The 13,003-nt window shown below is 39.2% G+C and carries 10 protein-coding genes; 3 read left to right on the top strand and 7 right to left on the bottom strand.

What is annotated here, in order from left to right:
• Positions 1 to 744: 744 nt before the first annotated feature.
• Entirely contained in the window at positions 745 to 1,806 is a 1,062-nt protein-coding gene (locus tag IPM92_02220) for a hypothetical protein (protein ID MBK9107211.1), read from the bottom strand.
• 108 nt (positions 1,807 to 1,914) lie between these two features.
• Here IPM92_02220 and IPM92_02215 point away from each other — a divergent pair, with 108 nt between their 5' ends.
• Positions 1,915 to 2,646, top strand: coding sequence for a hypothetical protein (locus tag IPM92_02215; protein MBK9107210.1), 732 nt, complete (start codon positions 1,915 to 1,917; stop codon positions 2,644 to 2,646).
• 216 nt (positions 2,647 to 2,862) lie between these two features.
• On the opposite strand, the gene IPM92_02210 is transcribed toward IPM92_02215, so the two are convergent.
• Complete coding sequence (locus IPM92_02210) at positions 2,863 to 3,477, bottom strand: HmuY family protein (protein MBK9107209.1); 615 nt, start codon at positions 3,475 to 3,477, stop codon at positions 2,863 to 2,865.
• Positions 3,474 to 5,606 carry a TonB-dependent receptor gene (locus tag IPM92_02205; GenBank protein MBK9107208.1) on the bottom strand — a complete coding sequence of 711 codons (2,133 nt, stop codon included), beginning with the start codon at positions 5,604 to 5,606 and terminating at the stop codon, positions 3,474 to 3,476. The genes IPM92_02210 and IPM92_02205 overlap by 4 nt, the downstream gene beginning before the upstream one ends.
• A gap of 145 nt (positions 5,607 to 5,751) precedes the next feature.
• On the opposite strand from IPM92_02205, the gene IPM92_02200 reads away from it, so the two are divergent.
• Both IPM92_02200 and IPM92_02195 read left to right on the top strand, forming a co-directional pair.
• Positions 5,752 to 6,645 carry a helix-turn-helix transcriptional regulator gene (locus IPM92_02200; GenBank protein MBK9107207.1) on the top strand — a complete coding sequence of 298 codons (894 nt, stop codon included), beginning with the start codon at positions 5,752 to 5,754 and terminating at the stop codon, positions 6,643 to 6,645.
• Between the two features lie 123 nt (positions 6,646 to 6,768).
• The gene (locus IPM92_02195) at positions 6,769 to 7,476 is read left to right on the top strand and encodes a two pore domain potassium channel family protein (GenBank protein ID MBK9107206.1); all 708 of its coding nucleotides are present in this window, start codon (positions 6,769 to 6,771) and stop codon (positions 7,474 to 7,476) included.
• 306 nt (positions 7,477 to 7,782) lie between these two features.
• On the opposite strand, the gene paaZ is transcribed toward IPM92_02195, so the two are convergent.
• The 4 genes from paaZ to arsS form a co-directional block, all read right to left on the bottom strand.
• Positions 7,783 to 9,864, bottom strand: a complete 2,082-nt coding sequence (paaZ, locus tag IPM92_02190; GenBank protein MBK9107205.1) for a phenylacetic acid degradation bifunctional protein PaaZ — start codon at positions 9,862 to 9,864, stop codon at positions 7,783 to 7,785.
• 49 nt (positions 9,865 to 9,913) lie between these two features.
• Positions 9,914 to 10,378 (bottom strand): hypothetical protein, encoded by a 465-nt coding sequence (locus tag IPM92_02185; GenBank protein ID MBK9107204.1) that lies wholly within the window; start codon positions 10,376 to 10,378, stop codon positions 9,914 to 9,916.
• Between the two features lie 28 nt (positions 10,379 to 10,406).
• Positions 10,407 to 11,621, bottom strand: a complete 1,215-nt coding sequence (pcaF, locus tag IPM92_02180; protein MBK9107203.1) for a 3-oxoadipyl-CoA thiolase — start codon at positions 11,619 to 11,621, stop codon at positions 10,407 to 10,409.
• Between the two features lie 322 nt (positions 11,622 to 11,943).
• Positions 11,944 to 12,981 (bottom strand): arsenosugar biosynthesis radical SAM protein ArsS, encoded by a 1,038-nt coding sequence (arsS, locus tag IPM92_02175; protein MBK9107202.1) that lies wholly within the window; start codon positions 12,979 to 12,981, stop codon positions 11,944 to 11,946.
• Positions 12,982 to 13,003 lie beyond the last annotated feature (22 nt).

The raw sequence follows: 13,003 nt of genomic DNA, 5'->3' as shown, positions 1-13,003 counted from the left end.
ACTACAATGAATCATCCGTCTGGAAAACGGAGTTTTCCTATCGCCACAGCGTATCCCGCTTTGAAAAATTTATTTTTACCAAGTTGGCTTATGAAAGCGGGATACTGAGCTCTTAAGATAAAATAGGAATAATTTTAAAGGAAGTACGATCCGCTCTCCTCTCCGCATAGTGGAGAGGAGTTGGAGGTGAGGTGACCATTATGTCAAGATGAAAGATTATCAAATATTTTGCAGAATTTCCTAAAATAAGTTCTATCAGAGTAGTGATTCAAGGATACAGTACTAACAAACGTTCGTTAGATGAACATTTTTTGTTAAATAAAATATTCCTATATGCTACGGTAAGTATTCTGAAAATTCTTCAATTCTGCAAATTCTGCTTCAGACAAGAAATGGGTTTTAACCCATCCCGAAAACGGATCAATCGCAGTCATGTAATTGATTTCTGACCCAACATGAAGAATCTGCTTGTTTGAAACGGATGTGGTGAATTCGTAGTGCATTAAGGAAATAATAGTTGCTAGTTTTTATTTTTTCAAACATACCAAAATGAGTTTGATGTTGGTCTTTTTGAAAATTCTGTAACCCGTCTATCATTATATTTTTGCTACCGATATTTTGTCCCTACGGGACATGGGATACAAGAGTCAAGAGTTATGAGCCAAGAGCCAATTTTTATTAATTTCTCAAAATTAAAAGCCTAAACGCCTACTCACAGACTTGCAGGCTAACAAACTCCTACCCCTACCCCTTCCTCTTTCCATCCGACTCCATCTTTACTTCCTTCATTTTTTCATAGTTAAATCCTTTCAGCCTGTGGTGATCTGCTTCTGCAGCAATAAAGGCTGCTTGATTCCAAAATGGGCTAGCTACAATTTTATCGAGCACTTCCACAAAACGCGTTTCCTTTTTCTCAAGTAAGGCTTTTACTGCAATTGCATACGCTTTGATCGACCAGCCATTGGCTTCGATAGAGGATTTTGGTACTTCGTTCAGATTGACCAGATCCGTTTCACTTTTCTCGCCTTTGAAATATAACAAAGCATCCAGGTATGGTTGCGTGGAGGCAGAGATATACATTTTAGGGCTGACTGATCCCAGTAATGAAGTTGCATCTTTTTCTCTTCCGGCTCTCATATAAGCCTGATATTGCCAGTAATAAGATATGCAGTAGAGATCTGAATTGGTAGAGAAATCTCCGCAAACCTCATACATTTTTTCAGCATTGGTAAAATCACCCTGACATTGAAATGCAAGGCCCATCCATTTATAAACCTCATACTGCAGGGTGGCGTCGATTTTTTTCTCCTCTTCTGTTTTATCCAATATTCCCTTAGCGTCGCGTTGTCCTTCGATAGCTTTGCCTGCCTTCCAAAAATCGCTTACAGCTTCCGGAAACTGGCGTCCGATCACCGAAGCCATCCCGCGATAGTAATAGAGGTCAGCCGTATTTGGAAATTGATCTATGCCTTTGCTCAAAACCTGCAAGGCATTTTCAACATAACCTAAATTTAAGGCTTTGCGCCCGTAATCCGCATACCCTTTTACATTTTTCAGATTGCCTAAGTAAAAAGCCCGGGCTTCGTCCAATGATTTGATATAGTTTTGTTTGATAGTATCCGGTTCTGGCATTGCCTGTAGGGGCTTGCCATTAAGCGTCACGGCAAAGGTTGGTGTTTTTTCGGCAGCGTAAGTTTCCATAGCCTGAGCAGCATTTTCAGTATTGCCGGCTCCATCCTTTTTGCAGGATATGACAGTTAGGAAACTCACGAAAACGCTGAATATCAGAGCGTAGTTTAAAGACATATTGAATATTTTAAACAAAATTCAAAAGAATTCGCCGTACCATTCGTTTAATAACTTATGTTAACAATTTATTTTAACGATTGCATCTCAAGATTTTGAATTGGACACATGGTAAGACACATATTTCATATACGAAAAATGAATGGAAATCAAGCTACATATAGTCTTAAAAATGTGCTGTCATTCATTTGTTGCGTTTTCCTTTTCTCTTGCGATCCAAACAACGATGAAGACTACAAGCCTTGTTTAACACCCTTTAGACTGGAAGCATTTTGGCCGGCAAATGTAAGCTTCGAATGGATACCCTATCATCAAAATATATACTATACCTTTAAACACAGTTCAACAGATAGTTTACAATTTCAACTTAGCCAATTCAGGGAGCCTCAGGATTTTTTACAATCGAATTTCTTTGTGATTTGTCCACAGGACAGTCATCAAATGAAACCCGTAGATTATATTCTTAAATCTTATCGCTTTACACTCAAAAATACAAATCCATCTCAAGAGCTTTCAAAAATTCAACTACAACTGGCTACTTTGCTCGATGAGCGAAACAGCAGCTATGATAAAGTATTATTGGCTGATATTCTTACGATAAGTGCTACTCTAAAAACGGATGGAGATTTTCCATTATTACAATTTCCGGTTCTCGATCGTGGATTCATTCCACATAATAACATTCGCTTTCTTTATCAGGACAGCTTATACTTGGATCAAAAATTACTTTATTCTGTTTACTACAATGATGAAAATCCTTTTCAAATTCAAATATTTTATACCAACTCAGGGATAGAAGCCATAAGATTCAAAAACAAATTTTATTTTAGAAATTATTGATGGATGTTGAAACTTTGATATTCAAATTTGATCGTCGATGATATGGCAACAAAGGACCGCGAAGAAGTAGAATCGTTTTCACATTTGGTGTCGGCCATTTCGCCACAATGGCACGAAGACACAAAGAACCACGAAGGGAAATTCTTGTACCCCACGTGTCTTTTTGCCTTTATGGCTACACATCACTATAAGCCATCCAGCTCAATAGAAATTCAACTATTTAAAACTTTTTGACCCATCTTTTTGGTACACATACCTGAATGTATAATACCGGGCCGGAGACATAAATGTGGGAGTCGTCGGCGCATCTTTATAGTAACTTAGAATTTCCATTTTAACATATTTATTGTCGGCAGTGCGGATCACAATGATTCTTCCCGGTTTAGGGATCAATACCATGCCTACAGGATCATAATTGTACCAACTTCTTCCAATGGCCAGTGCACCCAACTGATCTTGTTTAAATATACTATCGACCGGAACTGATTCCAATTCATTGAACAAGCCCGTGTAAGTAAAAGCTGCTGCATTGCCGGGTCCACTAGATCCCGAATTTACGATGATGTCCTGTGCTCTGAAACCTACATCCCACTTTGAAGTTGCGCTATCTGCAGTTACTACGATTGAGCTGTCTGCAAAACGGAAAAATGTAAACTTATTGGTAGTTCCCAATGGAGTACCATTATTAGGATCAAAACCTGTAGGCGGATCTGCAGGCAAATTATTAATTTTTACAGAAACAACTCCACTTGTTGCAGGATCATCATCCTCATCACAGGAAATTAAAAAAGTCAACAAACCCAAAGCCATTAATTTTAAGTAACATTTCATATTGCATTATTTTTAAAAATTTTAAAATTCAATTTGATGAATAAAATTCGTCCCGGTAGTTGGGGCAAATTAATTGGATCTTTGAAATCCGTAATATTTTCTGCACCACATTGGATGTATAAGCGATTTCCAATAGTTTTTCCTAAACTTGCATTAACAAGAACATAAGCATCCACAAAGTGATCATACCGATCAAGTATCGCATTCCCATTAATATCGGATGACGGGCGATTGATGCCCTGCACACTACCAGCTGAGTTCTGAATGCCAAACTTACTCTTATAGGTCATTCTGATACTGGCATCCCACTGTCCTTGTTTTGGGGTATAAAATACTTTGACCATTTCTGTATGTCTGGACCTGTTGTACAATCCGAAATAATCGCTTTGGCTAATCCTGTATGATTCTTTGGTCACCGGATCCCGTCCGTAAATCTGGCCTCTGTTTATTTCACTTACAATTTCTTTATCCTTTGCAAACAGCCATTGCGACGAAAAATGGATTTGAATACCACTATTCCATGTTTTCTTTAATGAAACTTCACCGCCATGTGTATAAGCCTGTTTAATATTGTCGTAGGAATATATGTTGCGCATATCGGTAGTCATGGCTACCGGAATGCTTTCAATCAATCCTTCCAGATCGTTTCTAAATAAATTAAGATCAAGCGTGAAGTCCTTTTTAATATTATAATGCAGGCCCAAATTGAAAGCTAACGATCGTTCGGCATCCAATTTGCCGATTTCATTGGGGTTAGAAAAATACAAAAGGATCTCCCCATTTTTTTCAAGTTGTTGAAGTTGAGCTACGACTTGTTCCGTACCAAAAACCGAGTAAGCCGCAGCAGAATTTCTAAAATTCAAGTATAGATATCTAAAATCAGGTGCTTTAAATCCAGTTCCTACAGATGCTTTTAGTGAAAGATTCTTATTGAACGTGTATTGCAGGGCAAATTTAGGCGACCATTGATTTCCGTACACTGCATTTCGGTCATAACGCAAACCACTAACAAACTCCCATTTGTCAGCCAGACTCCATTCATGTTGCGCAAAGCCAAAATAACTTTGTTGTTCTTTTAATTCGGCATCTCCATATCTGGAAGTTTCGACACTTTCAAAATGAGCACCTGCACCCGCGGTTAAGGTATGTCCACCATCGAATTGCAGGTTTGTGATGAATTCAGGTTTTTGCAATTCTTGTTTAAAATCGTCTGTATAATATTGTTTCTGGTCGTCAATTTCAAATAACTCCGTCTGCGTGCTGTATTTGCTGTAATAATAATGAAGACTTAAAAAAGTTCTTGAATTTAGCCTCAATTTTAATCGCGGACTTAAACTCAAATCTTCCACAAACGCCTGTCCGGAAACCCTGATAGAATCAACACCGGAAATAACCTGATATTGATTGTCCTGAGTTTCTTTGAACCATCTGGTATGGATCGACAATACATGAGCTTGTTTAAATTCATATTTTGGTTTAAGCTGCAATGTTGTATTGTAATAAGGAGAAACGACCTGGCCAAAGCTGTTTTCAAATAAATCAAAACCATCCGTGCGAAAATGATTTACAAAGCCTGTTAATGAAAAATCTTTTATTACAACTTGTCCCTGCAATCCGAGATCGTAGGTATTATTTGTACTGTGCTTTAAATCTACAATAGCTTTATTTTCACTTGCAGATTGCGTCAATATATTTACAACGCCACCTAAGGCTTCTGATCCATACAAACTCGAACTTGGACCTTTTACAATTTCAACCTGCTTGACATTGCCAAGGGTAAATCGGTTAAGTTCGAGATTTCCGGTTAATCTTCCAATGACGGGTTCGCCATCCACCATGATAAGCGTGTAATCGGGATTCAGGCCCTGAACTTGCAAGCCATTGCCAAAACCATTGATTTGAGGAACAACACTCAAACCGACTTGCTCTGTAAGCAGATCCTGAAGTCTGGAAGTTCCCGTAATTTGGATCTCTTTAGCCTTTATAAGTAGTGTTGGCATCGGGACTGCAGTCAGTTTTTTTTCGGTCCGGGTGGCCGAAATGACGATTTCCGCAATTTCAAGTGTGTCTTGCTGCCCAAATCCTTGTCCCATGATCAGGATCGCTAAAAAATACGGTAAGCTCCTCATTTCAGCTGCAAAATTGCTACGGGGTCATTAATTAAAATAACCCTAATTGGATAATAACTACCCTGAAAAGATTTATCTTGCATTTTATGTTATTTTCTATTTAATTGATATTTAATCATTTATAATATTTTTACATAAGAACCGTATGAAATCGGAAAAAATCGTACAAAAAAATATCCCTAAAATAGAATTTAAAGTCTGTTTTGACGATGGCGATTTACAGTTACATATCATTGAAGACCTTATAAGCCAGACAGATCGTTTTCTCGTGTTATTACCCTCAAAGGTTCAGATTTTATTTAGTTTGTCGGGTCCTGTAACATTCATTTTCAGTCCGCACTATCGGCGCAACCTGGCTCAAAATCATGCCTTTGTCATTTATCAACCGGAAGGAGAACTCCAGATCCAACTCCAGGCTGAAAAGGACATTCCTTTAATCCATCTGAGTATCCGTCTTGACAAACTTCATCAACTGTTTAGTCCGCATCCACTTGTGCAATCAGCTCCCATTTTTGATCCTCAAAATGCGCAACACAAATTCTATGAAGAACTTGAGATCAGTGGGGAGTTGCATATTGTACTCAAACAACTCGAACAAAAAATTCGATTAGAGCCGGCAAACCGTTTGTATTTTCAGGCCAAAACGCTGGAAATTCTGAGCTTGCTCTATGCTGAAAAACAAACCAATGCCGAATATTGTCCCTTCCTGAAAAATGAATTGACGGTTCGAAAAATTAAAGACGCAAAAAGTATTTTGTTGGAACAATTTAAGCATCCACCAACCATTCCCGAATTGGCAAAATCGGTCCAGCTCAACGAGTACCAGCTTAAGGCTGGATTTAAGGAAATCTACGGACAAGGGCCCTATCATTATCTCATGAGTTATAAAATGGAAATGGCCAGACGATTGTTGTCAGAACAAAACCTGCAAGTCAAACAAGTAGCCCATGAAATGGGATACACCAATATCAGTCATTTTATTGAAGCCTTCAAAAAACAATTTGGCATCACGCCAAAAAAATTGTTGATGTCGAAATAAAGGAATGTTGGTATCACGCCAGTATCGAAAATACCTATAAGTTGTAAGCTCATCTGAAGCTAAAGTTCAAACCCAATTTAAAATCTTACCGCATTTTATGTTTGTACAACATACCTTTGCGATATGCGAAATCTTCTTAAGAAACTCTTCTTTGGAGACAAAGAGCTACACCACCCACCTGGTCACAAACATGTAGACCGCCGTAAACAAAATCTCAAAGCTATTTGGAACAACGAACACCACGATGATTACGGACTTGAAAAGATCATTCGTTTGTTCCTTGCCGGAATTCAATTTATTTTTCCAGTTGGGCACATCAAACACCTCGTTGAGAAAAAAAATCCCAGGTATAAAGACCTCGTTGTTGACATTTGTATTGTATTGAAACTCATCTTCCCTGTCGTGGCATTGCTCAACGACTGGCAATACATTCCTTTCATTTATTGGTTTATGGTATGGGTAGCTGCAGAAACAGTATTTTATATCCCGGCCATGATCTTTGCTTCAGACACGCATATGCGACCAAGATCTTATAGAAGATCCATGTTGTTGCTGTTCCTGAATTACATGGAACTGATATTGGTATTTGGCGTTTTGTACTCAGCCGGAGACCATTTCAACAAAGCATTTGTACACTGGTTTGATGGAATTTACTTTAGTATTTCCACAGCAACTGCACTCGGCCCTGGCGATTATATACCCAGTACTCTTACAGCTAAAATACTGATCTCCATTCAGCAGATTCTTTTTCTTTGGTTTGTAGTTATTTCACTCAATTTTTTTACAAGCAATATAGAGCGAAAAGGATATTTTAGCAACGGGAGGAATTGAGGTTTGGAAGAAGAAGTCTGTTAGTTTGTTGGTCTGTTGGTCTGTTAGTCTGTTAGTCTGTTAGTCTGTTAGTCTGTTAGTCTGTTAGTCTGTTAGTCTGTTAGTCTGTTAGTCTGTTAGTCTGTTAGTCTGTTAGAAAACAACACGCACTAACGAATGTTAGTTCAATTAAATTCAACTATTTTTAGATTATTTTGTCTATCTTTATCGGTTAAAATGATACTATCAACTATCAACTATCAACTATCAACTATCAACTATCAACTATCAACTATCAACTATCAACTATCAACTATCAACTATCAACTAAAAAACCCCTTTCCTAACCATCGTTAGTATGGTTGCTATTGCCACCGTTTCGCCATTTTGATTGAGCACATCGACCAGCCAGCGCACGATTCCGCAAGGAACTTCTTTGAGTATTTCGTTGGGTTCTCCGCCGGGTACGGGAATTTTTAAAACATTCTCCTGGTCAATTTTTTCTTTTACGGTGAGTTTTACGTGAATGGTGTCTCCCGGATAAACAGGTTTTGTAAAGCGGCATTCATCTACTCCGTAATTCAATAAAACCGGTCCCTTTTTAGCGTCCACAAAGAGGCCAGCTGCTTTAGAAAGAATAAAATAACCATGTGCAACTCTTCCCGTAAACACAGTGTCTTCAAGAGAAGTCGCATCCATATGTGCATAAAAATGGTCGCCGCTTACATTGGCAAATAAGGTAATGTCTGTTTCAGAAACAGTATGTCCGGCAGTAGTGATTGTATCTCCGACAACGAGTTCTTCAAAATATTTTCGAAACAGGTGGATCTCTGATTCTTTGCGCTCCGCACCTACCTGGTAAACTTGTGTAATTTCTGAAAGCATGTCCGGACTGCCCTGCACCGCGGTGCGTTGCAGATAGTGTTTGATACCTCTGAGTCCGCCCATCTCCTCGCCCCCACCAGCTCTTCCCGGACCACCATGAACCAGCAATGGCATGGGAGATCCATGACCGGTACTTTCTTTGGAACATTTTTCATTTAGGATCAGAATTCTTCCATGATATGCAGATGCACCCATTACAAATTGGCTAGCAGTTTGGACATTAGATGTGATCAACGAGCTGACCAAAGAGCCTTTTCCTAAATTACAGATTTCGATAGCCTCTTCTATGTTTTTATAAGGAATGATGGTTCCCACAGGACCAAATGCTTCTAGTTGATGTGTAATTAAATGCTCGAATGGTTTTTCATTCAGCATCAATACGGGAGATAAGAATGCTCCGGAATTAGCATCTGCACCTATCACATCAACTTTATAAGGATCTCCGAATACGATCGGTGTAAATTCTGACAATTGGGCTATGCGTTCTCTTACTTCTTTTAATTGGACCCTACCAGCGAGCGCACCCATTCGCACTTCTTCATTGAATGGGTTTCCAATAATTGTTTTTTGCAATCGGTTTGCCAGGGCTATTTGCAAATCCTCTACGACTTGTTCCGGAACAATGATTCTCCGGATGGCTGTACATTTTTGGCCGCATTTTGCGGTCATCTCCCGGTGCACTTCCTTTACAAAAATATCAAAATCAGCAGAACCCGGTTTCACGTCCATTCCCAACACACTGGCATTCAGCGAATCGGCCTCCAGATTAAAAGGCACTGACTCTTCCATAATTCTTGAATGCGATTTAAGCGCTCGACCTGTGGTGGCGGAACCAGTAAACGTGACTACATCCTGACACATGACAGATTCTAAAATGTTTCTCGCCGATCCACAAACCAGTTGCAGTGATCCTTCAGGCAGTATCCCGGATGCTATAATGTCTTTTACAACCGCTTCTGCCAGATACGAAGTTATCGTTGCCGGTTTTACGATAGCAGGCATACCCGCCAGGAGATTGACAGAAATTTTTTCGAGCATTCCCCAGATTGGAAAATTAAATGCATTGATATGAATAGCAACTCCGTGTTTAGGAGCAAGTATGTGATGTCCGATAAAACTTCCGTTTTTTGATAAATTGGCTACTTCGCCATCCGGAATAAAAAATTGATTTGGCAACTTGCGGCGTAAACTTGAATACGCAAACAGCGTTCCTATACCACCATCGATATCAATCCAACTGTCGGTTTTTGTAGCCCCAGACTGAAAACTGAGTGGATAGTAGCTCGCCTTCCGCTCGGTAAGAAACAAAGCTAAAGACTTGAGCATACGTCCTCTTTCCTGGAAAGTCATTTTTCGCAAAGCAGTCCCTCCGACCGTACGTGCGTAATTCAACATCGCCGTAAAATCAAGACCATCGCTACTTGCAGCAGCGATTGGTTTTCCATCAAGGGCACTTTCAAGAATTTGCCCATCACCATCACCATTCACCCAAGAACCTAATATATAGTTTTGCAATTTTAGCATATTCCTTATTTATTGTAAAACAAACGAACGTTTGTTAGTTTAATAATGATCAGACCGCCACTCCGAATTGTAATAAATGATGTTTTGCATGTTTATGGAGTAAAGAAATCCAATGTTCATAATCAAGATCGCCAAAAAATGGATTGCGCAAAAGTTCTCCTTTGTGATTTTCCCAATAAATAAAAAAATCATCAATTTCAGATTTTAAGGCAGCTAAACTATCGGCCACCTGCTCAAACTTAACGGGGAGGGGTTCTTCTGCCATTAAAATATTTTTTGTATTCTCTTTAAATGGTAGTTCAGATAATAAAAAAGCCTGCATTTTTGGCAAACGTTCTTCCTGCGACAAAATCCCTGAATACACATCTTTTCCATTTCCATTTCGAAATGCATCAGACATATGTTCAATCATTTGATGGACAGTCATTTTGCCCCAATTACCCTTCGCTAAAGGGTCAAGTTTTTGTAAATGATTTAGATATTCATTTTTAAAAAAATTCTCTTTAAGTTTCATGATTTCAGATCAGTTTAAAACGTTAACATCAAACGCGTTCAATGACGCAGGCATATCCTTGTCCCACACCAATGCACATCGTAACCAAGGCATATTTTTTTTGTTGTTCTTGCAATTCGAGCGCTGCAGAATACAAGATCCTTGCCCCACTCATTCCGAGGGGATGCCCAAGTGCAATGGCGCCACCATTGGGATTCAATCGGGTATCATCAGCTTGTACCTTCCACTCTTTGAGACAGGACAATACCTGTGCGGCAAAAGCTTCATTCAATTCAATGATATCCATTTGATCCATACTCAAACCTGCTCTCGCCAAAGCCAATTGAGATGCAGGTACGGGACCAATGCCCATGATGCGGGGCTCTACACCTGCTACACCGGAGGATAAAATTCTTGCGATCGGGTTTAATTGATATTTCTGCACTGCAGATTCGGATGCCAGCAATACAGCTGCTGCACCATCATTTAATCCGGAAGCATTTCCTGCTGTCACTGTCCCACCTTCTTCGACACTTTTAAAAGCTGGTTTCAATTGTGAAAGTCCTGCTAAGCTTGTATCTGCTTTTACAAATTCATCTTCTTTGACAATTTCCGTTTGTCCTTTGCGGAAGGTTATTTCAACAGCTGCGATTTCTTTAGCGAATCTGCCAGATTGAATTGCTTTGGCTGCTTTCATCTGACTGTGATATGCAAACTGATCCTGTGCTTCACGGGTGATTTTATATTGCTCTGCAAGATTCTCAGCAGTTTGCCCCATACTATCCACGCCAAATAATTTTTTCATTTTAGGATTGATAAATCTCCAGCCAAAACTGCTGTCATACATTTCTGAATCTCTACCAAATGCAGATGAAGCCTTTGAAATAACCCAGGGTCCCCGGCTCATATTTTCGACACCGCCGGCAATGATGAGATCAGCTTCTTTGCAAGAGATCGCACGGAAAGCATTTACACATGCTGAAAGTCCGGAAGCACACAACCTGTTGACCGTTTCACCCGGCACGCTCCAGGGTAATCCGGCCAATAATAATGCCATACGGGCTACATTGCGGTTGTCTTCTCCGGCCTGATTGGCGCAACCCAATATGAGATCATCTATATTTACAGGGGCAATATTTGGCTGTCTTTTGATCAAAGCCTCAATAGCTAAAGCGGCCAAATCATCCGCTCGCACGGTAGCTAATCTTCCGGCAAATTTGCCTATTGGTGTCCGCACGCCATCTATGATATAACAATGTTCCATCTATGTTAAACGCAATTAATGCCTTTTGTGTTGAATTTGCAAAGCTACCATATTCGGTATGTATGCTAAGAATAGTTGGTTCAATTTATTAAATTTAATTCTGAAGGAATTCAAGGCATAAATTTCCAATTTAACCTGACTCAGCAATTGAATTAAATGAAGAGCAGTCAAATGGCGTGATTTGATAGCTTCGAAAAACCATCATTTGTTTACTGATTTGCGGTTGATCTTACGCAGAAATCCTAATCTTGGCTAGCTTCAGTTTTTGAATTGCTTAATTCTTTGGGAAACAAAAATGTCATTTCAGTTGATCTCAGTCATTTTAGGTAGTTGCACCTCCACAACTGCTTCCCGAACCGGCAGTACATCCATAACAATGCTGACCAATGACAATGTTTCTTTGCAACAAGTCCGCTTTATTGAAATCGCGGATATGCTTACCCTGGTTGGAAACTTTTAAATCCAACATCTGATTGAAATCGCAATCGTACATGTATCCGTCCCATCCAATGCTCAAAGTATTTCTACACATGACATTTGAAGCGGCCACCGGGTTGAAAGCACTAATGAGTTTTTGCATATAACTTTCGTAATTTCCAGTCACCAATAAATATTCAAGATATCTGCTGATGGGCATATTGGTAATGGTGAATAAATGATTAAACGAGATTGCAAAATCTTTTAATAAAGCATCTTTAAAATCTTTCTCCAATAAACTTTGGCTTGCGGGTAAAAAAGCACCTGAAGGATTATATACGAGATTTAAAACCAGGCCACTATTTTCAATTCCATAACCTACATTGTTCAACATTTTTAAAGCAGTTATGGAATCTTCAAAAACGCCATCTCCTCTTTGCTTGTCTGTCCGGGATTTCGAATAAAAAGGAAGAGATGAAACGACTTCAACACTATTGTTTTTAAAGAATTCAGGAAGGTCGTAATATTTCTTATTAGCTACAATAATAGTAAGATTACAACGTACGATGACTTTCCGACCGAGTTTTCGTATTTCTTCTACAAACCATCGAAAGTTTGGATTCATTTCAGGCGCGCCTCCCGTTAAATCTATGGTCGAAAAATCTTGATTATTTTTAAGAACATCCAAACAATCTAGCATGGTATCGCGAGTCATGATTTCTTTTCGATCCGGACCCGCATCCACATGACAATGTTTGCAAGTCTGATTGCACATTTTACCAACGTTGATCTGAAAAATATCAAGAGCATTTGGTTGCAAAGGAAATAGTTGCACTTCCTTTAAGGATTGCCCAAATAATTTCTGAGTGCCTCCAGGTTCGAGCACTTCCAATTGATAATGACTATCTGATAAGGCATGATGTAATGCCTTTAGACTTTTCATATGTTGCTTATTTTAATTTAAT

The sequence above is a fragment of the Saprospiraceae bacterium genome, assembly GCA_016719615.1.
Taxonomy (GTDB): domain Bacteria; phylum Bacteroidota; class Bacteroidia; order Chitinophagales; family Saprospiraceae; genus Vicinibacter.
The sequence above is the reverse complement of the archived record's forward strand: the minus strand, read 5'-3'. Positions and strand labels throughout refer to the sequence as shown.

Excerpts from the sequence above, each read along its gene's own strand:
- IPM92_02220 (MBK9107211.1), bottom strand. The coding sequence starts at position 1,806 with ATGTCTTTAAACTACGCTCTGATATTCAGCGTTTTCGTGAGTTTCCTA.
- IPM92_02215 (MBK9107210.1), top strand. The coding sequence starts at position 1,915 with ATGGTAAGACACATATTTCATATACGAAAAATGAATGGAAATCAAGCT.
- IPM92_02210 (MBK9107209.1), bottom strand. The coding sequence starts at position 3,477 with ATGAAATGTTACTTAAAATTAATGGCTTTGGGTTTGTTGACTTTTTTA.
- IPM92_02205 (MBK9107208.1), bottom strand. The coding sequence starts at position 5,606 with ATGAGGAGCTTACCGTATTTTTTAGCGATCCTGATCATGGGACAAGGA.
- IPM92_02200 (MBK9107207.1), top strand. The coding sequence starts at position 5,752 with ATGAAATCGGAAAAAATCGTACAAAAAAATATCCCTAAAATAGAATTT.
- IPM92_02195 (MBK9107206.1), top strand. The coding sequence starts at position 6,769 with ATGCGAAATCTTCTTAAGAAACTCTTCTTTGGAGACAAAGAGCTACAC.
- paaZ (MBK9107205.1), bottom strand. The coding sequence starts at position 9,864 with ATGCTAAAATTGCAAAACTATATATTAGGTTCTTGGGTGAATGGTGAT.
- IPM92_02185 (MBK9107204.1), bottom strand. The coding sequence starts at position 10,378 with ATGAAACTTAAAGAGAATTTTTTTAAAAATGAATATCTAAATCATTTA.
- pcaF (MBK9107203.1), bottom strand. The coding sequence starts at position 11,621 with ATGGAACATTGTTATATCATAGATGGCGTGCGGACACCAATAGGCAAA.
- arsS (MBK9107202.1), bottom strand. The coding sequence starts at position 12,981 with ATGAAAAGTCTAAAGGCATTACATCATGCCTTATCAGATAGTCATTAT.